Source organism: Streptomyces sp. V1I1 (assembly GCF_030817355.1).
Classification (GTDB): Bacteria; Actinomycetota; Actinomycetes; order Streptomycetales; family Streptomycetaceae; genus Streptomyces.
The window spans coordinates 4,634,961-4,653,994 of sequence record NZ_JAUSZH010000001.1 but is presented as its reverse complement, the minus strand read 5'-3'; the positions used below and the strand labels follow the sequence as shown (position 1 = coordinate 4,653,994).

Genomic DNA, 19,034 nt, shown 5'->3' with positions numbered 1-19,034 from the left:
GCTGACTACCCGTCAGATTAGCTGTACCCTCCCCCTCATGGCGAGCCTCAAGGACGCAACCGCGATAGCCGGGATAGGGCAGACGGCCTTCGCGAAACACCTCCCCGAATCCGAGAAGACCCTGGCCTGCCGGGCAATCGTGGCCGCGCTCGACGACGCCGGCATCGGCCCTTCCGAGGTCGACGGCTTCGCCTCGTACACGATGGAGGAGACGGACGAGGTCGAGATCGCGAAGTCCATCGGCGCCTCAGACGTGACCTTCTTCTCCAAGGTCGGCTACGGCGGCGGCGGTTCCTGCGCCACCGTCGCCCATCTCGCCGCGGCGATCGCGACGGGCCAGGCCGGCGTGGGGGTCGCCTGGCGCTCGCGCAAACGCGGTTCGGGTCCAAGGCCCTGGAAGAACACAGCCGTTCAGCTACCGACCCCCGGCCAGTGGACCCGGCCTTTCGGACTGCTGCGGCCCGCCGACGAGATCGGCATGCTGACACGACGCTATATGCACGAGTACGGCGCCACCCGCGACCATCTCTTCAACGTCGCCCTCGCCTGCCGCAACCGCGCCAACCAGAACCCCGCCGCCGTGATGTACGAACGGCCGCTGACCCGCGACATGTATATGACCTCGCGCTGGATCAGCGAGCCGCTCTGCCTCTTCGACAACTGCCTGGAGACGGACGGCGCGCTGGCCTGCGTGATCGTGAGCGCCGAGCGCGCCCGCGACTGCCGCCACCAGCCGGTCTACGTGCACTCCGCAGCCCAGGGCCTGCCCGCCCAGCACCACGGAATGGTCAACTACTGGAACGACGACCCGCTCACCGGACCCGCCTGGACGGCGGCCCGCCAGCTGTGGAAGACCTCCGACTTCGGGCCGCAGGACGTCGATGTGGCACAGATCTACGACGCGTTCACCCCGCTCGTACCGCTCTCCCTGGAGGGCTACGGCTTCTGCGGGAGGGGCGAGGGTGCGGCGTTCACCGAGGGCGGCGCGATGGAGATCGGCGGCCGGCTGCCCCTCAACACGGGGGGCGGCGGGCTGAGCGAGGCGTACGTACACGGCTTCAACCTCATCAACGAGGGCGTGAAGCAGCTGCGCGGCATCTCCACCGCACAGGTCCCGGACGCCGCGACCTGCCTGGTCACCGCGGGCGAGGGAGTGCCCACTTCGGCCGTACTGCTGAGGAGTTGAGATGCTCACACCGGTTGTCGACGAGGACGGCGCACCCTTCTGGGAGTACGCCGCCCAGGGCGAACTCCGCGTCCAGGCATGCGCCCCCTGTGGCGAGCTGCGCTTTCCGCCCCGGCCCTGCTGCCCGCACTGCCAGTCCTTCGACAGTGAGTGGCGCAGGATGAGCGGGCGCGGCCGCATCTGGTCGTACGTCATTCCGCATCCGCCGCTGCTGCCCGCCTACGCCGCCCTGGCCCCGTACAACGCGGTCGTCGTCGAGCTCGTGGACGCCCCCCGCATCCGGCTGGCCGGCAATGTGGTCGCAACGCCGGACGCCCCCCTGAACTCCGTCGACCCGGCGCGGCTGCGCATCGGCGCGGGGGTAAGGGTGGCGTTCACCCGGCTCGGTGACATCACTGTGCCGCGCTGGCTGCTGGAGCGCTCATGAGTCTGCGTATCGACAGCGACAAGGAGGCGGGCGTCGCGCTGGTCACGCTCGACCGGCCCGAGAAGCACAACGCGATCGATCTGGGGACAGCGGCTGAACTGACCGCCGCCTGGCAGGAGTTCCGCCGCGACGATGCCGTACGAGCCGTGGTCGTGACCGGCGCGGGCACCAAGGCGTTCTGCACCGGAATCGACCGCTCGGTCCAGGTGCCGCAGCCCTCGTCCCCGTACTCGATCGACGATCCGCTGATCGCGATCGGGCCGAAAGCGAACGACCTGTGGAAGCCGGTGATCGCGGCCGTGGAGGGGATGGCCTGCGGCGGGGCGTTCTATCTGCTCGGCGAGAGCGAGTTCGTGGTGGCCTCGCGTGAGGCGACGTTCTTCGACCCGCATACGACGTACGGCATGGTCAGCGCGTACGAGACGATCTACCTGGCGCAGCGGATGCCGTTCGGCGAGGTGGCGCGGATGGCGCTGATGGGGACGGCGGAACGGATCTCGGCCCAGCGGGCCTACGAGACGGGCCTGGTCTCGGAGTTGACCGAACCGGGCGAGGCGGCGGCGGCCGCGCTGCGGGCGGCGGAGGTGGTGGCGTCGTACCCGACCCAGGCGGTGCAGGGGACGGTACGGGCGGTGTGGTCGGCGCGCGAGGCGGCGAGGACGCAGGCGCTTGGGCATGCGCCGCACTTGATTGCGCTCGGGAACGTGGCGCGGGAGCGGCAGGCCGAGCGGTTTGCGGGGCGCCGGGGCGGGGGCGGGTACCGGTTGCGGTGACTTTCCCCCACCCCGCCCCTTCCCGAACTGGGGGCCGGCCCCCAGACCCCCGCACGCCCTTCGGGCGTTGTCCTCAAACTCCCCCAGACTTCGTCCGGGGGGACCCCCAACTGGCTTGATTTTCCCGCCGGTCGGCCTGAATCTTCAGGCCGACCGGCGGAACTTCAAGTCCGCCCGGGCGGAAAATCAAGCCCCGCCGGCGTTTGAGGCGCGGGGCCCGGGGCAGAGCCCCGGCAACTAGCTCGCAGTGCGGCTCGCGCTGATTACTTCGCACTTCTTGTACTCGGAGCCGTCGCCAGATCCCGTGTACGGCGTCGTCGCCACGCTCGTCCCCGACGCGCCCGCCGCGACCTTGAGGTCGTCCACCTTCGCGATCACCGTGTTCACGCTCTCGCCGAGGCCGCCCTTGAACTGCAGGCTCACGTCGTAGTCGTACGTCAGCGAGTCACTGTTCGTGACAGTGATCTTCGCGGTGAGGTTCTTGCCCGAGGCGTCGAGCTTGCACTCGTCGATCCTGACGTCGCGCTCGGCCTTGTTGGCGCTGGAGCCACCCGTCACCGAGCCGGTGGAACCGCCGGACGTGGTGGTGTCGTTGTCGTGGCTGCCACCGCTGCTGCTGCTTCCATTGCTGCTGCTCCCGCCGCAGCTGCCGCCGTGGGAGCCGCGGGCTCCGGTCAGTGCGACGATCGCGATGCCGAAGACGGCGATGGCGCGGACATGACGGATCTTCACGTTTCAACCCCCGTTGAACGTATGAGTGAGTAGCTCGCTTTGACGAGCGCACGTCACACTAGCAGCGCCTGATCACTGCCACCGCCGACTCAGTCGTCGAGCAGGGCGTCGGCTTCGCACTTCTTCACGCGCGACACCTTCTTGGGGCTCTGCATCCTGACCGTGACGGTCTCGGTCTCCCCGCCGTCCAGGGTGACCTTGGTGTAACCGCGGTCGACGACATCGCCCACGGCGTCCAGGAACACCACGTCGACCTCGTACTGGTGCGCCACCGATGAGTCCGAGACGACCTTCACCGTGGCCGACGTATCCGCCTTGCGCTTGCCGCGGCCCTTCTTCACACAGTCGACGACATACGCCTGGGCGGCGCCGCTCTCCGTCGCGGTGGGAGTGGGCTCGTCGGTGTACGTGTCCGAACCGGAGGAGGAGCCGGAGGAGCTGTAGTCGTCATCGTCGTAGTCGCGGTAGCCGCCGTTCGACTTCTTGGAGCTGGAGCAGCCGCCTCCGCCGCTGCCCTTCGACCCGCTCTTCCCGCCCCTGCCCTTGCCGCCCGATGACGAGCTCGAGAAACCGGTCAGCGCGAGCACCACAACGACAAGTGCGGCCGCGAGCTTGAGACGTCGGCGCACCATGGCCACTCTCCCCCTGGAACTGAGGTACTTGATGTACCTGACAACCGCGCGACACCGTAGCAGTCGCGAATCAGGCGCGGCCGGGCGGGGATTGGTCCCCGGGGTGCGTCGGGGGTCCGTCCAGCCTGGGGGCGGTGTGAGGCTCGGTCTCCGGCGGCTCTCTGCGGATCCGGCCGCTCATCACGGCCGCGGCAACAAGCAACAGCAAACCGCCGCCGACTGCGCATGCGACTCCGTCACCGAGGCCACCGCCGTCGCCGCCGACGGTCAGGGTGCCTGCCTCCTGGCCCAGGCGGACCATCCACAGCACGGTGAAGCCGAGCACGATCACCCCGGAGAGCGCGACCAGCAGCCGCGAGCGCAGGACGAGGCCGATCAGGGTCACCAGGGCCGCGAAGGCGAACGGCAGGAGAATCGAGACGATCAGTTCGGGCTTGGTCTCGGTGATGCCGTTGAACAGATCCTGGACGCGGTAGTCGCGCCCGTGACGGCCGTCGTACCAAACACGGAAGGGGCTCCATACGGCGGCCGCCGCTCCGATGAGAGCGAGGATCGAGCCGATGATGTTGCGTGTCATCGTCGGCCTCCCTGGGTACGCCGCGCTCGATCACGACGCTACGCCCGGGGGATACACCCCGCCATCGGGGGCCGGAAGGCCCCGGGAACGACTACCGAGCCGCGCTCCGCCCGGTCGCCGTCCCCTTGACCGCGTCAAGCGCGTACACACACCGGTCCTTGCTGCACGCGTACACCACACCGCCCTGCGCCACCGGCGACCCGGTGATCTCGCCGCCGGTCGCGAGCTTCCAGCGCAGCTGGCCGCCGCTCGCGTCCAGCGTGTAGAGCACATGGTCCGCGGAGCCGAAGTGCACCCGTCCGTCCGCGACGACCGGCGCGCCGATGACCTCGCCGCCCGCGGCGAACCGCCACATCGGGGTGCCCGTCACCGCGTCCAGCGTGTACAGCGCGCTGCCGCTGCCGACATGGATGTTGCCGCCCGCCACGAGGACCGGCTCGACGGACTGGCGCGACTCGGTGGCGATACGCCAGCGGTCCTTACCGGTCGTGGCGTCCAGGGCGTACACCGTGCCGAGGTAGTCGGCGAGATAGACGCCGCCGCCCGTCACCGCCGGGCCCGGTGCGAAGACCGGCGGCGAGAGGAACACCGCGGGGGCCTCGAAGTGCCAGCGGACCAGGCCGTTCGCGATGTCGATGGCGAGGACGCGGGTGCCGGCCGCGACGTACACATAGCCGTCGGACGCGGGATGCACCCGGACGGGCACATTGCCGCAGGACGCCGCGTCACCGACGGGGTAGGACCAGCGCTCGACGCCCGTACGGGCCTCCAGCGCGCGCAGCCTCGCGTCCTGCCACACGTACACCGTGTCGCCGAAGATCGCGGGCCCTGCCTCCGGGGTCTCGAAGTCCGTCTGCGCCCCGGTCGTCTCCCACAACTTCTCGCCGTTGGACGCCTCCCAGGCCTGTACGCCGCCGCCGCGGGTCCCGGTGAGGACGGTGCCGCGGTCGACCTTGAGGGAGTACACCCAGGCGTCGGTCTGGAGCCGCCACCGCTCCTGGCCGCTGGTCGCGTCGAGTGCGTACAGCGAAGGCCCGTCGGAGGCGTGGATACGGCCGCCCGCGACGGCCATCGCCCAGGCCACGTCCCGGGTCTTGAACTGGCGGCGGCCGCTGCCCACGTCCAGCGCGTGGACCTCGAAGGAGGTGACGTAGAGGAGACCCCCGGCGACCACGGGCGTGCCCCAGACGTCGTTCGACATCCGGAAGCGCCACGGGCGCCAGTGCCCGGAAACCGCGTCCGGGGGCGAGGCGGGCGGCGGCACAGGTGCCTGGACGGGGGCCGGTCCGGGTGACGGGAGGGCGCTGGTCGCGGCCTCGGCGCCGTTCAGCCCGCCGGGCGGGCGGATCCAGCCGGTGGCCGGGCCGGTCTCGACGACCCCGCCGCGGCCGGCGTCGGCGACGCGCGGGCCGGGGCCGATCGGCACCTTGGAGCCGGGCAGCCGCACGGGTCCCGCGGTGGCGGGAGAGGTCACCGCAACGGGTGACGGCGAGGCCTGTCCCGTACGCGGATCGCTGCCGCCGCGCCAGGCGGAGTCCCAGTCGGTGCCCTGCCGGGGCGGCTGCTGCTGCGGCTGCTGCTGCGGTGCCTGGGGAGCGGGCGGGACGGGCTCGGCGGGACGCGGCGCGGCGACCGGGACGGCGGGCCTGCCGCCGCGGCGCAGCTCGATCATCGCGGTGGCCCGCGACGGCAGCCATGCGGACGCGGTCCCGCTGTCGTCGCTGCCGGAGGAGAACAGATGCGGGGCGAGCTGCGCCTGCAGATCCTCTGGCGTGGGCCGCAGCCCGGCCTCCATCTGCATACAGGACTCGATCAGCGGCCGTAGCTCGTCCGGCAGCCCCTGAAGGTCCGGGCCCTCGCGCAGCAGCATGAAGACGGTCTCGACCGGGTTCGCGCCGTGGAAGGGGGCGTGGCCGGTCGCCGCGAAGACCAGCGTGGAGCCGAGCGAGAACACATCGCTCGCACCGGTCACGCTGCGGGAGTCGCGTGCCTGCTCCGGCGACATGTACGCGGGCGTGCCCACGGCGACATTGGTCATGGTCAGCCGGGTGTTGGAGACGCCGGACGCGATGCCGAAGTCGATGACGCGCGGCCCGTCCTCCACGACCAGGACGTTCGACGGCTTGAGGTCGCGGTGGACGAGGCCGGCGCCATGGATGGACTGCAGCGCCTCGGCGACGCCGGCTGCCAGCCAGCGCACCGCCTGGGCGGGCATCGGCCCGCACTCATTCACTATCTCTTCGAGGGAGGGTGCGGGGACATACGCGGTGGCAAGCCACGGCACGGCCGCCCGCGGATCGGCGTCGACCACGGCCGCCGTGTAGAAACCGCTGACGGCCCGGGCGGCTTCCACCTCACGGGTGAAGCGGACGCGGAAGAGCTGGTCCTCGGCGAGCTCGGTACGCACCGTCTTGATCGCCACCCGGCGGCCGGACGCCGACCGGGCGAGATAGACCAGCCCCATGCCGCCTGCACCGAGCCGGCCCAGTACCTCGAACGGACCGATCCGTCTCGGGTCATGCTGCGTCAGCTGCTCGATCACTTGCCTGCCACCTCCCCGTACGGGCCCCAGAAGATACGGAGCCCGTCAATTCCAGCTCCGTGCAGCGTCCCACCACCGAGACCCTCAGCGGTGCGCACCCTGATTCTTCCTGTCGGAGGCGGCGGTTGCGAACCCGGGGGCGGATCGGGGTGTCTCACCCGGTTTCGGACACGGATCGGGAGGCGTAACGGTTCAGCCGCGCGCCTCCAGGCGTCCTGTGGCGCGCAGAGACCCACCACAGGAGATCGAGTCGCTGCCGTCCCCGGTGTGCCAGGCCCCGTGAACAGTCTTGACGCGGACCGGCCACTTCGGGTTGCTCACGTCGTCGCAGTCGACGACAAGCCGCCAGGTGTAGGAGGAGCCGCTGTAGCAGTTGGCGGATGCCGTGTCACCGCTGCCGGCGAGGTTGCAGGGGAGGCGGGCGGCGGAGGCGGGGGTCGCGGTGAGGAGTCCGGCGGCGACGGCGGCACAGGCGGCGAGTCCCAGGGCGGTACGGGCACGGAGCACGGAAGGTCCTTTCATGGAGGGGAAGGCCCCCACTATGGATCAGAACCCCGGCCTAGGTCTAGACCATTCTTCCGTCAACTCCCTTTCACCTCACGTTCGTTGAGGCCATCGCAAGGCTTCCCTCAGGCAGCCTTCGGTTCGGCGAGCACGGCGAACGAAGCGCCCTGGTTGTCGGCGAGCACGGCGATGCGCCCGTACGGAATATCGAAGGGCAGCGCCTGGATGCGGCCGCCGAGACGGGTCGCGGCCGCGGCCGTCTCGTCGCAGTCGTCGACGCAGAAGTAGATGAGGAAGTGGCCGGGCATCTCGGCCGGGAAGGCGTCGGTGATTACGCTGCGGCCGCCGATGGCGGTGTCCTCCCCCGGTTCCGTACCTGCCGGGGACCACATCCGGAAGTCGATGGAGTCGTCGGGCAGATCCGTGCCCTGGAAGCCGAAAACCCGTTCGTAGAAGGCGTCCGCCCGCTCCTTGTCCCGCGTGTACACCTCGGTCCAGCAAAAGGAGCCCGGCTCGCCCTGCTTCTCGAAGCCGGCCCTGTCGCCCGCCTGCCAGAGCCCGAAGACCGCGCCGCCGGGGTCTGTGGCAAGCGCCATCGTCCCGGCCGTGCCGACTTGCACCGGGGCCGTGATCACCTGGCCGCCGGCGTCCCTGATCTCCCTGCACAGCGCGGCGGCGTCGGAGGTGGCGAAGTAGACGCCCCAGACGGTGGGCATCCGGCCGTCGCGCTTGGGCACGAGGGCGGCGACCAGCTTTCCGTCGCTGAAGGCATCGACGTACGCCCCTTCACCCTCGCCGAATGTCCAGCCGAACAGCTCACCGTAGAAGCGCTTGCCCGCCTCGACATCGGGGAGCGCCGCGTCCACCCAGCACGGCGCGCCTTGTGGGAATACGGCCATGGACCTGGCTCCTTCCCTGGTGCGGGATGTGGCGGGCGTGATGCCCGTCACACTCAAGCTAGCGGCGTGGCCCGCGTGGCGCAGGGGATCGAATCGAACATTTGGGCAATTATCAGGACATGGGAGCCGCGGCGGGGCCGGGGATTGTTGAGTTGTCCACGGAAGTTGTCCACAGGCTGTTGATAACACTATTGGAGTACACCGGCCGCACCCTTGCCGCCGCCCTGCCGCGCCCTGCCCGCCGGCCTTGCCGCACCCCATTTGCACTCGGCCGAATCGCGCGCCGATCACCCCTCGGTAAGCTGACGGCATGACAGGACAAGTACGCACCGTCGACGGCCGAGTGGCCGGACGACGCGGACAGGCGACGCGGCAGAAGCTGCTCGACTGCCTCAGCGAGATGCTCAGCTCCTCGCCGTACCGGGACGTCAAAGTCATCGACGTGGCCCGGAAGGCGGGCACTTCACCCGCGACCTTCTACCAGTACTTCCCGGACGTCGAGGGCGCGGTCCTCGAGATCGCGGAGGAAATGGCCAAGGAGGGCGCGGGGTTGACCGAACTGGTCTCCGGCCGCTCCTGGGTCGGCAAGGCCGGCTGGCAGACGTCGGAGGCACTGGTCGAGGGCTTCCTCGATTTCTGGCGCCGCCACGACGCGATTCTGCGAGTGGTGGATCTGGGGGCCGCGGAGGGGGACAAGCGGTTCTACAAGATCCGCATGAAGATCCTGAACTCCGTCACCAACTCCCTTGCGGACGCGGTGAAGGACTTGCAGTCCAAGGGAAAGCTCGACAAGGACGTCAGCCCGGCGGCGATGGCAGGCTCCCTGGTGGCGATGCTGGCGGCGGTGGCGTCGCATCAGAAGGGGTTCACGACCTGGGGTGTGAAACAGGCGGAACTGAGGCCGAATCTGGCGCTGTTGGTGCACTTGGGCATCACGGGCAAGAAGCCGACGAAGTAGGCGGCTGCGGCTCACCTTTTTCAAGTCCTGTCAGGCCGACGGCGGTCCCTTTCCGGGTGACCGCCGTCGGCTTTAGTCATCCTGGTCCGTGGTGAACGTGGGCCAGGGGGCGTTGGTGGTTGCTGTCCGGTGATGGGTTTCGCGGGCGAACCCCCGAAGAGCACCACAACCCGCGTGGTGAACGTGGGCCAGGGGGCGTTGGTGGTTGCTGTCCGGTGATGGGTTTCGCGGGCGAACCCCCGAAGAGCACCACAACCCGCGTGGTGAACGTGGGCCAGGGGGCGTTGGTGGTTGCTGTCCGGTGGTGGGTTTCGCGGGCGAACCCCCGAAGAGCACCACAACCCGCATCCCCAAATCCGCATCCCTACCGGCGGGACAGGCGGAAGAGGCGGATCTGCCGGTCCACCCTTGACTGGTACGTCGCATACGGCGGCCCGAACTTCAGGGCCTCCCGCCAGGCCTCTTCCCTCTCCTCGCCCTCCAGCAGGCGGGCGTGGACCTGGATGTCCTCGCCCTTCCAGCTCACCTCCGCGTCCGGGTTCTTCAGCAGGTTCGCCGTCCAGGACGGGTGGCCCGGGCGGCCGAAGTTTGAGCCGATCAGGAGCCAGTCGCCCGAGTCTTCCGGCATACAGGCCAGCGGGGTGACCCTCGGCAGGCCGCTCTTCGCGCCGCGGGCCGTGAGGATGACGCCCGGCAGCATCTGTGCGCTGAGCAGCACCCTGCCGCGTGTCACGCGGTGCACCGTGCGGTCCATCGCCGGGATGAAGTGGGGCGCGATCTTCGCAAAGGCGCGGGTCGACGAGATCTTCTGGATCAGTCGCACACCGGGAGGCATCAGACCGCCACCGCCGGTCGCGCGGCGAAGAGTCCCGCCCGTTCGGCCGCATGAGCGCGCAGCCGGTGGACCGGGCCGAACAGCAACTCGTCCGCCGTCGCCCGTTTGAAGTAAAGGTGCGCCTCGTGTTCCCAGGTGAAGCCGATCCCGCCGTGCAGTTGGACAGCTTCCCCGGTGACCACCCGCAGCGCCTCCAGGCACTGGGCCAGCGCCAGGCCGCCCTCCGCCGGGTCCCATGCCGCGTAGTACGCCGCCGAGCGGGCCGCCTGGACCCGTACGTACAGATCCGCAAGCCGGTGCTTCACCGCCTGGAAGGAGCCGATCGCCCGGCCGAACTGCTCGCGGGCGCGGACGTACTCCACCGTCCGGTCCAGCGCGCTCGCGGCCGCGCCGACCGCCTCCGCCGCCAGCAGGGCCGCCGCCCGCGCCCCCGTACCGGCCAGCGCCCCCGGCACATCCGCGGCGTCGTCCGCGCCCAGCAACTCCGCCGCGCAGTCCCGCAGTTCGATACGGGCCTGCGGCCGTGTCTCGTCCAGCGACGTCTGCCGGACCCGGGTAAGACCCGCCGCATCCGCCCGTACCAGGAACAGGAGCGTACGGCTGCGGGCGAAGCCGCCCGTGTGCGCCGCGACCAGCAGCAGCCCCGCGCTGTGCCCGTCGAGGACCTGCCCGGCCTCCCCGTAGAGCAGCCACTCCCCGCCATCGCCGGGCCGCGCCTGTACGCCGCCGGCCCGGCCGCCGCCCGCCCACTCCCCCGACGCGTTGTCGGCGGTCAGCCCGAGAGCCGACGCCAGAGCGCCGCCCGGCACCGCGAGTGCGCAGGTCAGCGATCCGTCCGCGATCCGCGGCAGCAGTTCGTCGCGCTGCCCGGGCGTCCCGAGCGCGGTGATCAGCGGCGCCGCGAGCCCAGCGGTGGCCAGCAGCGGCGAGGGCAGCAGCGCCCGCCCGGTCTCCTCGCAGGCGAGCGCGAGCTCCGCGAGGCCGCACCCCACGCCGCCGTACGACTGGGGCAGCGCGAGACCCGGCAGGCCCAGCTGCTCGGACAGCTGCGCCCACAGCTGCGGGTCGTACCCGGCGGCGGTGCGGACGGCGGCCCTGACCTCTTCCGGGCCGGACCGTTTGGTCAGCAGTTCGCGCAGGGTGCGGCGGATCTCGTCCTGCTCCGCGGTGAAGGCGGTGTCCATGGGAACCCTCCGTATCTGACGGGCCGTCATGCTAGGGCCGACGAACCCAGATTCACAGAGGCATGCGCTGCGAGGCAGGCATCGACGTCTTCGGCATTGCTTCCAGCCATACGCTCCAAGCTATCTGATGTACCGTCAGATTCATGGCCACCCCACAGCGCAGAGTCGCCATCGTCGGCATATCCCTCTCGGACTGCGGCCGCGTCGACGGCCCCACGCCCTACGCCCTCCATGCCCAGGCCGCCCGCCGCGCGCTCGCCGACAGCGGCCTCGACAGGTCCGTCATCGACGGATTCGGTTCGGCCGGACTCGGCACGCTCGCCCCGGCCGAGGTCGCCGAGTATCTGGGCCTGAGGCCGCGCTGGGTGGACTCGACCGCCGTCGGCGGCGCCACCTGGGAGGTCATGGCGGCGCATGCGGCAGACGCGATCGCCGCCGGTCACGCCAATGCCGTACTACTCGCCTACGGATCGACCGCCCGCGCCGACATCAAGGCGCGGCGGCGCACCTCCAATCTCTCCTTCGGCGGCCGCGGACCGCTCCAGTTCGAGGTCCCGTACGGCCACACCCTCATCGCCAAGTACGCGATGGCCGCCCGCCGCCATATGCACGAGTACGGCACGACGCTGGAGCAGCTCGCCTCGGTGGCGGTCCAGGCGCGGGCGAACGCCGCCGCCAACCCGGACGCGATGTTCCGCGACCCGATCACCGTCGACGAGGTGCTGGACGGGCCCGTGATCGCGGACCCGTTCACCAAGCTGCACTGCTGCATCCGCAGCGACGGCGGCTGCGCGGTGCTGATCGCCGCGGAGGAGTACGTACCCGACTGCGCGAAGGACCCGGTGTGGATCCTGGGCACCGGCGAGTACGTCTCCCACACCACGATGTCCCAGTGGGAGGACTTCACCGTCTCCCCGGCGGCGGTGAGCGGCCGGCTCGCCTTCGAGCGCGCGGGCGTCACCCCCGCCGACATCGACATCGCCGAGATCTATGACGCCTTCACCTATATGACGCTGGTGACGCTGGAAGACCTGGGCTTCTGCGCCAAGGGCGAGGGCGGACCCTTCGTCGAGAAGGGGCGGCTCAAGCTCGACGGCGAGCTGCCGGTGAACACCGACGGCGGCGGCCTTTCCGCCTGCCATCCCGGGATGCGCGGGCTGTTTCTGCTGGTCGAGGCGGTACGACAGCTGCGCGGCGAGGCGGACGGCCACCAGGTGCGCAAGGCGGACGGCGGGCCGCCGCGGCTGGCGGTGGCATCCGGTACGGGCGGATGGTTCTGCTCGTCCGGGACGGTGGTGCTGGGCCGGGACTGAGAAGCCGGGAGGGACTCCACGGGAACGAAATCTCTAAGGGCACCGACCTCGCGCTGATCGGCACGTACATCCTGGCGGGCGAACTGGCGGCGGCGAACGGCGATCACACATTGGCGTACGAGCGCTACGAGAGTGGGAGGCGGCCCGGCGTGGAGCTCAACCAGAAGTTCGCCGAGCGCTTCGCGAAGGAGATGACGATCCAGTCCAAGGGCAAGATCCGTCTGCGGATGGCGATGTTGCGCATGCTGCCGTACATGCCCTGGAAGAACCTGATCGCGAGGAAGATCACCGAGAGTGTGCAGGAGGCGGCGTACGCCATCGGGATCAAGGACTACGCGAGGCGCGAGGCGCCGGCCGCGGCGCGGCGAGGCGCGAGGCGCCGGCCGCGGCACGGCGAGGCACGGGGCGGTGAGGCCCGGCTTGGCGAGGACCGGGCTACTCCGGGAGCGCCCGGCGCGGTGCCGCACGGGCTACTCCGGGAGCAGCCGCTCGACCAGCGCGGCGATGAGGTCGCCGGCCTCCTCCCTGGGGAAGACATCGGGAAGCGTGAGGCGTTCCACCACCAGCCAATTGGCGGCGAGGTAAATCATCCTGACCGCGTCGGCGTCGCCGGGCAGACCGGCGGCCAGGTGGCTGGTGACATTGTTCTCGACGTCCTCCCTGACGCGCTCGGTGAGCACCGCACGCAGGGCGGGGCGGCGGGTGGCCTCCAGACGCAGCTCCAGAAGCGCGAGATAGCCGGTGCGGAACGCGGTGACGCGCTCCACCACTTCGCGCACCAGCTCGGCGGTACGCGCGCGAGTGGCCGGCCCTTGAAGCATGGCCTCCATGGTCGGCTCGTCCGGTTGCATCCGCTCGTAGATCCGGCCGCCGGCCTGGGTGAGCAGATCGTCGCGGTTGGTGAAGTAGTTGGACGCGGTGCCCTTGGGCACCTCCGCCTCGGCGTCGACGGCCCGGAACGTCAGGCCGCGCGCACCCTCGCGGGCGAGCACCTCGATGGCCGCGTCGATCAGCGCGGCGCGCCGGGCCAGGTTCTGCCTCATGCGTGTTCCTCTCACTGCCCCCTGACACCACTGCGAGTGTAGTAATTACCGCATGGACAACGATCAGCAGGAAACGTTCCGCAGGCTCCTGCGCGCACAGCGGGTCTGGGACACCACGCTCCCCGGCTTCGACCCTGCCGGGGCGCCCGGCGCGCCACTGCCGCTGTTCCACCGGTGGTTCGCGGAGGCCGTGGCAGCCGGTCAGCGAGAGCCGCACACCATGACCCTGGCCACCGTGGACGAGCCGGGGCGTCCTGACGTACGAACGCTGATGCTGCACGACGTGGACGAGCGGGGCTGGCACTTCGCCTCGCACGCCACCAGTGCGAAGGGCCGACAGCTGGCCGCGCACCCCTATGCCGCGCTGGGCTTCTACTGGGCGACGCAGGGCCGCCAGATCCGGATCCGGGGCAAGGTGAGCGCGGGCGGCTCCACCGAGAGCCAGGCCGATCTGCACGCCCGCTCGACGGGCGCGCTGGCCGCGGCGCTCACCGGCCGCCAGAGTGAAATCCTGGGCTCCCAGAGTGAGTTGGCGGACGCCTCGCAGGCGGCGTGGGAGCGGGCACAGGCCGAGCCCGACGCGCCCGTGCCGACCTGGACGCGCTATGTGCTCGATCCGTACGAGGTGGAGTTCTTCCAGGGCGACGAGCAGCGGCGGCACGTACGGCTGCGCTACCGCCGCGAGAACGGCGGCTGGGCGACGGAGCTGCTCTGGCCGTGATCACGCCGGCCGGAAGACGGGGACTGCTTGCTCGCCGTCCTCCTGGCGGAAGCTGACCTCCAGCGCCATGCCGATGCTCAGCCCGCTCGCCGGGCACTGAACGATCTCGGTCATCATGCGCGGGCCCTCGACGAGATCGACGACCGCGGCGGTGTACGGGACGCGAGCGCCGAAGGGCGGCAGGTCGTTGCGGTGCACGACGGACCAGGTGTAGAGCGTCGCGCGGCCGCTCGCCCGCTCCCAGTCGACGTCCTCGCTCCAGCAGTACGGGCAGAACTCGCGCGGATAGTGGTGGGCGCTCGCGCACGCGCGGCAACGGCGGATCAGCAGCCGCCCGTCGGTGGCGGCGTCCCAGAAGGGGCGGGTGAAGTCGTCGATTTCGGGCAGATCGACCCGTGGTGCCGTCGCCATCAGAAGAGACCGATCGCGCTGTCGAGGGACCAGGTCTGCCAGGACATGGCGAAGAGCGCGACGAAGGATATGAGCGCCATCATGGCGTTCTGCCCCTGTTCCGCCCAGTCGTGGATCATCAGGACGAGATAGAGCAGATTGAGGAGCAGGCCGCCGACGAGGGCGATCGGGGTCAGAAAGCCGACGACCAGACCGAGCCCGAGGGCGAGTTCGGCGTAGACGACGATGTACGCCATCGCCTTGGGGCGGGGCTTGACCACCGTCTCGAAGCCGGTCTTCACCAAGGGCCACTTGTGCTTGCCCGCGACATCGGCGGCCCAGGCGATGCCGGTGCCGCGCTCGAACCAGCCCTTCTTGTCCTTGTGGCGCCAGCTCTCCAGCCACCACAGGCCGAGACCGATGCGAAGGACGGCGAGCCATTCGGCACCGGTGAGCCAGACGGTCTCCATCCGGACCCCTTTCCACATTTCTGACGGTACGTCAGTTCAGCGGATGGGGCGGCTCGCCCGCAAGAGCTACGGCGGCTTGTGAGCAAGTGGTGTGCGCGCGTGACCGATTCGCAACCGATTCCCGTCTTGACTGAGACCCATCAAGTAATCGTGCGGTTACGCTCACGATTCATGCCCGGCGAAAAGGACATCGACTTCACGAACGACCGGCCCGTCTACGTCATCGGCGGCGGCCCGGGCGGTCTCGCGGCTGCCGCCGCGCTGCGGGAGCAGGGCGTACGGGCCGTGGTGCTGGAGAAGTCCGAATCCGTGGGCGCGTCCTGGCGCCGCCACTACGACCGGCTGCACTTGCACACCACCCGGCGGCTGTCCGGCCTGCCGGGCCTCGCGATGCCCCGGTCCTTCGGACGCTGGGTCTCGCGCGACAACGTGATCCGCTACCTGGAGAAGTACGCGGAGTTCCACGAGCTGGAGATCGTGACGGGGGTCGAGGTCTCCCGGATCGGGCCGTCGGGCTCCGACTGGCTGCTGCACGCGACGGGCGGCCGTGAGCTGACCGGGCGGGCGGTCGTGGTGGCCACCGGCTACAACCACACCCCCCGGCTGCCCGACTGGCCGGGCCGCGATTCGTACAACGGCGAACTGCTGCACGCGGGCGAGTACCGCAACGCCGCCCGGTACGCGGGCAAGGACGTACTGGTCGTCGGCGTCGGCAACACCGGCGCCGAGATAGCCGTCGACCTGGTGGAGGGCGGCGCCGCCCGGGTCCGCCTCGCCGTGCGGACGACCCCGCACATAGTCCGCCGCTCGACGGCGGGCTGGCCGGCCCAGCGCACCGGCATCCTGGTCCGCCGCCTCCCGGTCCGCCTCGTGGACCGGGCGGGCGAGATCATGGGCAAGATCTCCGTCCCCGACCTCGCCGAACAGGGTCTGCCCCGCCCGGACACGGGCCTGTACTCCCGGGTGCGCGAGGGCGCGATCCCGGTCCAGGACGTCGGCCTGATCGCCGCGGTCCGCTCCGGCAAGGTCGAACCGGTCGCGGCGCTGGACTCCTTCGAGGACAGCAAGGCGGTCCTGGCGGACGGCACCCGCATCACCCCGGACACGGTGATTGCGGCGACGGGCTACGAGCGGGCACTGGAAAACCTGGTGGGCCACCTCGGCGTACTGGACGAGCGGGGCCGCCCGGTGGTGCACGGCGGCCGCGCCGCCGCGCATGCCCCGGGGCTGTACTTCACCGGGTTCACCAACCCGATCAGCGGGATGTTCCGCGAGATGGCAATCGACGCACGGAAGATCGCGAAGGCGCTGGTGCGCTAGCGGGCCGCCCGGCCACCCCGCCGGAGAACAGGATCGCGCCCCCACTCCCGCCCGGCATGGAGGGTGCGGGCTCACACACATGGGTACGGGTGGGACAGCGGCCGCCCGCGGGGCGGGCGGCGCACCCGCGAGAGACTGAGCGCGCCCTTCCCCCGAACCTGCAAATCGGTGCCCGCCGCCAGCCTTTGCCCGCAGGACTGTTCCTGACAGGCCGTCAGGTCTGTAATCTGACTATGCGTCAGTTAACTGTCCAACGAGCAGGAGCGGGGCTCGGCGATGCTTGGATCGACTCACGGCACCCTCACCACCGACCTCCGCGCCCGCGTTGTGGCCTGCGGCGAATCACCGCACACCGTTGTGCACGGCACCGCCACCGACGGTGATCTGGATGTCAGCGGGCGACCGCTGTACGCGCCCGTGCCCGATCTGGACCGGTTCTTCCGGCCCGCGTCCGTCGCCGTCGTCGGGGCGTCCGACGGCGAGGGACGGCCCAATACCGGGATCACCCGGCAGCTCGTCGACTGGGCGGAACGCGTCGGGGCGCGGCTGTATCCCGTGCATCCGACCCGGGAGAGCGTCTTCGGGCTGCCCTGCGCGCCGTCCGTCGGTGAGCTGCCCGAGCAGATCGACCTCGCCGTGCTGCTGGTCGGCGACCCGCTGCCGGTGATCGAGGAACTCGCCGAGGCCAAGGTGAAGTTCGTCGTGGCCTTCGCCTCCGGGTACGCCGAGACCGGCGAACAGGGCGCGGCCGCCCAGACGCGACTGGCCGCCGCGGTGGAGCGCTCGGGGCTGCGGCTTCTTGGCCCCAACACCAATCTGAACGTCTTCGAGAAGTTCCGGGACGACCTGGACGGGCCGGCGATCGCGCTGATCACCCAGTCGGGACACCAGGGGCGGCCCGTCTTCACCATGCAGGAGCTCGGCGTACGGCTCTCCCACTGGGCGCCCACGGGCAACGAGGCCGACCTGGAGACCGCCGACTTCATCTCGTACTTCGCCGAGCGGCCCGAAGTCGGGGCCATCGCCTGCTATGTCGAGGGGCTCAAGGACGGACGCTCCTTCCTGCTCGCCGCCGACCGGGCCGCGCGGCGCGGGGTGCCGGTGGTCGCGGTCAAGGTCGGGCGGACCGAGACCGGGGCGCGGATGGCCGCCTCGCACACCGGCAAACTGACCGGCGCGGACCAGGTGGTGGACGCGGCGATGCGGCAGTTCGGCGTGATCCGGGTGGACGGGCTCGACGAACTCCAGGACACCTCAGCGCTGTTGGCACGGGCGCGCAGGCCCGTGACCGACGGCGTCGTCGTCTATTCGATCTCGGGCGGTACGGGCGCGCACTTCTCGGACCTGGCGACCGCGGCGGGGCTGCGGCTGCCGCGGCTCTCCGAGGCCAAGCAGGCCGAGCTGCACGAGTGGATACCGCCGTATCTGAGCGTCGCGAACCCCGTCGACAACGGCGGGCATCCCGTGGGCGACTGGCGCGGGCGCAAGATCATCGACGCGATCCTGGCCGACCCGGAGGCCGGGGTGCTGATCTGTCCGATCACCGGCCCCTTCCCGCCGATGAGCGACAAGCTGGCCCAGGACCTGGTGGACGCGGCGGAGGCCACGGACAAGCTGGTGTGCGTGGTGTGGGGGTCGCCGGTGGGCACGGAGTCGGCGTACCGCGAGACGCTGCTCGGGTCCTCGCGGGTCGCCACCTTCCGCACCTTCGCCAACTGCATCACCGCCGTCCGCGCCTACCTGGACCACCACCGCTTCAGGGCCGGCTACCGCTCCCCCTTCGACGAGGCGCCGCGCACCCCGTCGCCCTCCTTCCGCAAGGCGCAGGCACTGATGCGCCCGGGCAAGCAGCTGAGCGAGCACGCCGCGAAGCAGCTCCTTCGGGCATACGGCATCCGCGTGCCGCGCGAGCAGCTGGTGACCAGCGCGGCGGCGGCGGTCCGGGCCGCGGGCCTGGTCGGCTACCCGGTCGTCATGAAGGCGTCCGGAACGCAGCTCGCCCACAAGACCGAACTGGGCCTGGTCAAGGTCGGGCTGACCTCGGCCAGCCAGGTCCGCGACGCCTATCGCGAGCTGACCGACATCGCCGGCTACGAGGGCGTCGACCTCGACGGCATCCTGGTCTGCCAGATGGTCGAGCGGGGCGTCGAGATGGTCGTCGGCGTCACCCAGGACGCGCTGTTCGGCCCGACGGTGACGGTCGGCCTCGGTGGGGTGCTGGTGGAGGTGCTGCACGACGCGGCCGTACGCGTACCGCCCTTCGGCGAGGACCAGGCGCGCGCGATGCTCGGCGAACTGCGCGGCCGCGCGCTGCTGGACGGTGTCAGGGGCGGCCCACCGGTGGATGTGGACGCGCTGGTGGAGGTGGTGCTGCGGGTCGAGCGGATGGCGCTGGAGCTGGGCGACGAGCTGTCGGAGCTGGACATCAACCCGCTGATGGTGCTGCCGCGCGGGCAGGGCGCGGTGGCGCTGGACGCGCTGGCCGTGTGCCGGTAAGTCCCCCGCCCGCCTGACGAATCGGAGCCGTA

Annotated in this window: 20 protein-coding genes; 8 read left to right on the top strand and 12 right to left on the bottom strand. The window is 70.6% G+C overall.

All coding sequences use genetic code 11. The annotated features are described in order from the left end of the window. The first annotated feature begins 37 nt into the window (after positions 1-37). Genes QFZ67_RS22025 through QFZ67_RS22015 form a run of 3 tightly spaced genes read left to right on the top strand, consistent with a single transcriptional unit; the run spans position 38 to position 2,386 of the window. On the top strand, positions 38-1,186 hold the full coding sequence (locus QFZ67_RS22025; protein WP_307662796.1) for a lipid-transfer protein: 1,149 nt from the start codon (positions 38-40) through the stop codon (positions 1,184-1,186). A gap of 1 nt (position 1,187) precedes the next feature. Then, positions 1,188-1,613 carry a Zn-ribbon domain-containing OB-fold protein gene (locus tag QFZ67_RS22020; protein WP_307662795.1) on the top strand — a complete coding sequence of 142 codons (426 nt, stop codon included), beginning with the start codon at positions 1,188-1,190 and terminating at the stop codon, positions 1,611-1,613. Next, entirely contained in the window at positions 1,610-2,386 is a 777-nt protein-coding gene (locus tag QFZ67_RS22015; protein WP_307662794.1) for an enoyl-CoA hydratase/isomerase family protein, read from the top strand. Before QFZ67_RS22020 ends, QFZ67_RS22015 begins: the two co-directional genes overlap by 4 nt. A 237-nt stretch (positions 2,387-2,623) precedes the next feature. Here the strand turns inward: QFZ67_RS22015 and QFZ67_RS22010 are convergent, their stop codons facing one another. The 6 genes from QFZ67_RS22010 to QFZ67_RS21985 all read right to left on the bottom strand — a co-directional run bounded on the left by QFZ67_RS22010 (position 2,624) and on the right by QFZ67_RS21985 (position 8,272). Then, positions 2,624-3,118, bottom strand: coding sequence for a hypothetical protein (locus tag QFZ67_RS22010; RefSeq protein ID WP_307662793.1), 495 nt, complete (start codon positions 3,116-3,118; stop codon positions 2,624-2,626). A gap of 89 nt (positions 3,119-3,207) precedes the next feature. Beyond that, positions 3,208-3,750 (bottom strand): hypothetical protein, encoded by a 543-nt coding sequence (locus tag QFZ67_RS22005; RefSeq protein ID WP_307662792.1) that lies wholly within the window; start codon positions 3,748-3,750, stop codon positions 3,208-3,210. A 70-nt stretch (positions 3,751-3,820) separates the two neighbouring features. Continuing rightward, positions 3,821-4,327: a hypothetical protein gene (locus tag QFZ67_RS22000; RefSeq protein ID WP_373430085.1), complete on the bottom strand. Its 507-nt coding sequence runs from the start codon at positions 4,325-4,327 to the stop codon at positions 3,821-3,823. Between the two features lie 91 nt (positions 4,328-4,418). Beyond that, positions 4,419-6,869 (bottom strand): PQQ-binding-like beta-propeller repeat protein, encoded by a 2,451-nt coding sequence (locus QFZ67_RS21995; protein ID WP_307662791.1) that lies wholly within the window; start codon positions 6,867-6,869, stop codon positions 4,419-4,421. 192 nt (positions 6,870-7,061) lie between these two features. Then, the gene (locus tag QFZ67_RS21990; RefSeq protein WP_307662790.1) at positions 7,062-7,376 is read right to left on the bottom strand and encodes a hypothetical protein; all 315 of its coding nucleotides are present in this window, start codon (positions 7,374-7,376) and stop codon (positions 7,062-7,064) included. A gap of 122 nt (positions 7,377-7,498) precedes the next feature. Next, the gene (locus QFZ67_RS21985; protein ID WP_307662789.1) at positions 7,499-8,272 is read right to left on the bottom strand and encodes a VOC family protein; all 774 of its coding nucleotides are present in this window, start codon (positions 8,270-8,272) and stop codon (positions 7,499-7,501) included. 310 nt (positions 8,273-8,582) lie between these two features. Between QFZ67_RS21985 and QFZ67_RS21980 the strand changes: the two genes are divergently transcribed. Continuing rightward, on the top strand, positions 8,583-9,230 hold the full coding sequence (locus tag QFZ67_RS21980) for a TetR family transcriptional regulator (protein ID WP_307662788.1): 648 nt from the start codon (positions 8,583-8,585) through the stop codon (positions 9,228-9,230). Between the two features lie 364 nt (positions 9,231-9,594). Here QFZ67_RS21980 and QFZ67_RS21975 read toward each other — a convergent pair whose 3' ends face one another. Both QFZ67_RS21975 and QFZ67_RS21970 read right to left on the bottom strand, forming a co-directional pair. Beyond that, a complete protein-coding gene (locus tag QFZ67_RS21975; protein ID WP_307662787.1) occupies positions 9,595-10,065 on the bottom strand; it encodes a nitroreductase family deazaflavin-dependent oxidoreductase in 471 nt (156 codons plus the stop codon). After that, positions 10,065-11,249 carry an acyl-CoA dehydrogenase family protein gene (locus tag QFZ67_RS21970; protein ID WP_307662786.1) on the bottom strand — a complete coding sequence of 395 codons (1,185 nt, stop codon included), beginning with the start codon at positions 11,247-11,249 and terminating at the stop codon, positions 10,065-10,067. The genes QFZ67_RS21975 and QFZ67_RS21970 overlap by 1 nt, the downstream gene beginning before the upstream one ends. 143 nt (positions 11,250-11,392) lie before the next feature. Here QFZ67_RS21970 and QFZ67_RS21965 point away from each other — a divergent pair, with 143 nt between their 5' ends. Then, positions 11,393-12,562: an acetyl-CoA acetyltransferase gene (locus QFZ67_RS21965; RefSeq protein ID WP_307662785.1), complete on the top strand. Its 1,170-nt coding sequence runs from the start codon at positions 11,393-11,395 to the stop codon at positions 12,560-12,562. Positions 12,563-12,686: 124 nt separating this feature from the next. Here the strand turns inward: QFZ67_RS21965 and QFZ67_RS21960 are convergent, their stop codons facing one another. Further along, entirely contained in the window at positions 12,687-12,881 is a 195-nt protein-coding gene (locus tag QFZ67_RS21960) for a hypothetical protein (protein ID WP_307662784.1), read from the bottom strand. Positions 12,882-13,032: 151 nt separating this feature from the next. Next, on the bottom strand, positions 13,033-13,605 hold the full coding sequence (locus tag QFZ67_RS21955) for a TetR/AcrR family transcriptional regulator (RefSeq protein WP_307662783.1): 573 nt from the start codon (positions 13,603-13,605) through the stop codon (positions 13,033-13,035). A gap of 52 nt (positions 13,606-13,657) precedes the next feature. Here QFZ67_RS21955 and QFZ67_RS21950 point away from each other — a divergent pair, with 52 nt between their 5' ends. Next, on the top strand, positions 13,658-14,326 hold the full coding sequence (locus tag QFZ67_RS21950) for a pyridoxal 5'-phosphate synthase (protein ID WP_307662782.1): 669 nt from the start codon (positions 13,658-13,660) through the stop codon (positions 14,324-14,326). Here QFZ67_RS21950 and QFZ67_RS21945 read toward each other — a convergent pair whose 3' ends face one another. Both QFZ67_RS21945 and QFZ67_RS21940 read right to left on the bottom strand, forming a co-directional pair. After that, on the bottom strand, positions 14,327-14,737 hold the full coding sequence (locus QFZ67_RS21945) for a Zn-ribbon domain-containing OB-fold protein (RefSeq protein WP_307662781.1): 411 nt from the start codon (positions 14,735-14,737) through the stop codon (positions 14,327-14,329). Further along, complete coding sequence (locus tag QFZ67_RS21940) at positions 14,737-15,186, bottom strand: DoxX family protein (RefSeq protein ID WP_307662780.1); 450 nt, start codon at positions 15,184-15,186, stop codon at positions 14,737-14,739. The genes QFZ67_RS21945 and QFZ67_RS21940 overlap by 1 nt, the downstream gene beginning before the upstream one ends. A 171-nt stretch (positions 15,187-15,357) precedes the next feature. Here QFZ67_RS21940 and QFZ67_RS21935 point away from each other — a divergent pair, with 171 nt between their 5' ends. Both QFZ67_RS21935 and QFZ67_RS21930 read left to right on the top strand, forming a co-directional pair. Continuing rightward, the gene (locus QFZ67_RS21935) at positions 15,358-16,506 is read left to right on the top strand and encodes an NAD(P)/FAD-dependent oxidoreductase (RefSeq protein WP_307662779.1); all 1,149 of its coding nucleotides are present in this window, start codon (positions 15,358-15,360) and stop codon (positions 16,504-16,506) included. A gap of 276 nt (positions 16,507-16,782) precedes the next feature. Continuing rightward, positions 16,783-19,002, top strand: coding sequence for an acetate--CoA ligase family protein (locus tag QFZ67_RS21930; protein WP_307662778.1), 2,220 nt, complete (start codon positions 16,783-16,785; stop codon positions 19,000-19,002). Positions 19,003-19,034: the final 32 nt, after the last annotated feature.

Bases quoted from the DNA above. Each gene is read 5' to 3' on its own strand.
- QFZ67_RS22025 (WP_307662796.1), top strand. From the start codon at position 38: ATGGCGAGCCTCAAGGACGCAACCGCGATAGCCGGGATAGGGCAGACG.
- QFZ67_RS22020 (WP_307662795.1), top strand. From the start codon at position 1,188: ATGCTCACACCGGTTGTCGACGAGGACGGCGCACCCTTCTGGGAGTAC.
- QFZ67_RS22015 (WP_307662794.1), top strand. From the start codon at position 1,610: ATGAGTCTGCGTATCGACAGCGACAAGGAGGCGGGCGTCGCGCTGGTC.
- QFZ67_RS22005 (WP_307662792.1), bottom strand. From the start codon at position 3,750: ATGGTGCGCCGACGTCTCAAGCTCGCGGCCGCACTTGTCGTTGTGGTG.
- QFZ67_RS22000 (WP_373430085.1), bottom strand. From the start codon at position 4,327: ATGACACGCAACATCATCGGCTCGATCCTCGCTCTCATCGGAGCGGCG.
- QFZ67_RS21985 (WP_307662789.1), bottom strand. From the start codon at position 8,272: ATGGCCGTATTCCCACAAGGCGCGCCGTGCTGGGTGGACGCGGCGCTC.
- QFZ67_RS21980 (WP_307662788.1), top strand. From the start codon at position 8,583: ATGACAGGACAAGTACGCACCGTCGACGGCCGAGTGGCCGGACGACGC.
- QFZ67_RS21975 (WP_307662787.1), bottom strand. From the start codon at position 10,065: ATGCCTCCCGGTGTGCGACTGATCCAGAAGATCTCGTCGACCCGCGCC.
- QFZ67_RS21970 (WP_307662786.1), bottom strand. From the start codon at position 11,249: ATGGACACCGCCTTCACCGCGGAGCAGGACGAGATCCGCCGCACCCTG.
- QFZ67_RS21965 (WP_307662785.1), top strand. From the start codon at position 11,393: ATGGCCACCCCACAGCGCAGAGTCGCCATCGTCGGCATATCCCTCTCG.
- QFZ67_RS21960 (WP_307662784.1), bottom strand. From the start codon at position 12,881: ATGGCGTACGCCGCCTCCTGCACACTCTCGGTGATCTTCCTCGCGATC.
- QFZ67_RS21955 (WP_307662783.1), bottom strand. From the start codon at position 13,605: ATGAGGCAGAACCTGGCCCGGCGCGCCGCGCTGATCGACGCGGCCATC.
- QFZ67_RS21950 (WP_307662782.1), top strand. From the start codon at position 13,658: ATGGACAACGATCAGCAGGAAACGTTCCGCAGGCTCCTGCGCGCACAG.
- QFZ67_RS21945 (WP_307662781.1), bottom strand. From the start codon at position 14,737: ATGGCGACGGCACCACGGGTCGATCTGCCCGAAATCGACGACTTCACC.
- QFZ67_RS21940 (WP_307662780.1), bottom strand. From the start codon at position 15,186: ATGGAGACCGTCTGGCTCACCGGTGCCGAATGGCTCGCCGTCCTTCGC.
- QFZ67_RS21935 (WP_307662779.1), top strand. From the start codon at position 15,358: ATGCCCGGCGAAAAGGACATCGACTTCACGAACGACCGGCCCGTCTAC.
- QFZ67_RS21930 (WP_307662778.1), top strand. From the start codon at position 16,783: ATGCTTGGATCGACTCACGGCACCCTCACCACCGACCTCCGCGCCCGC.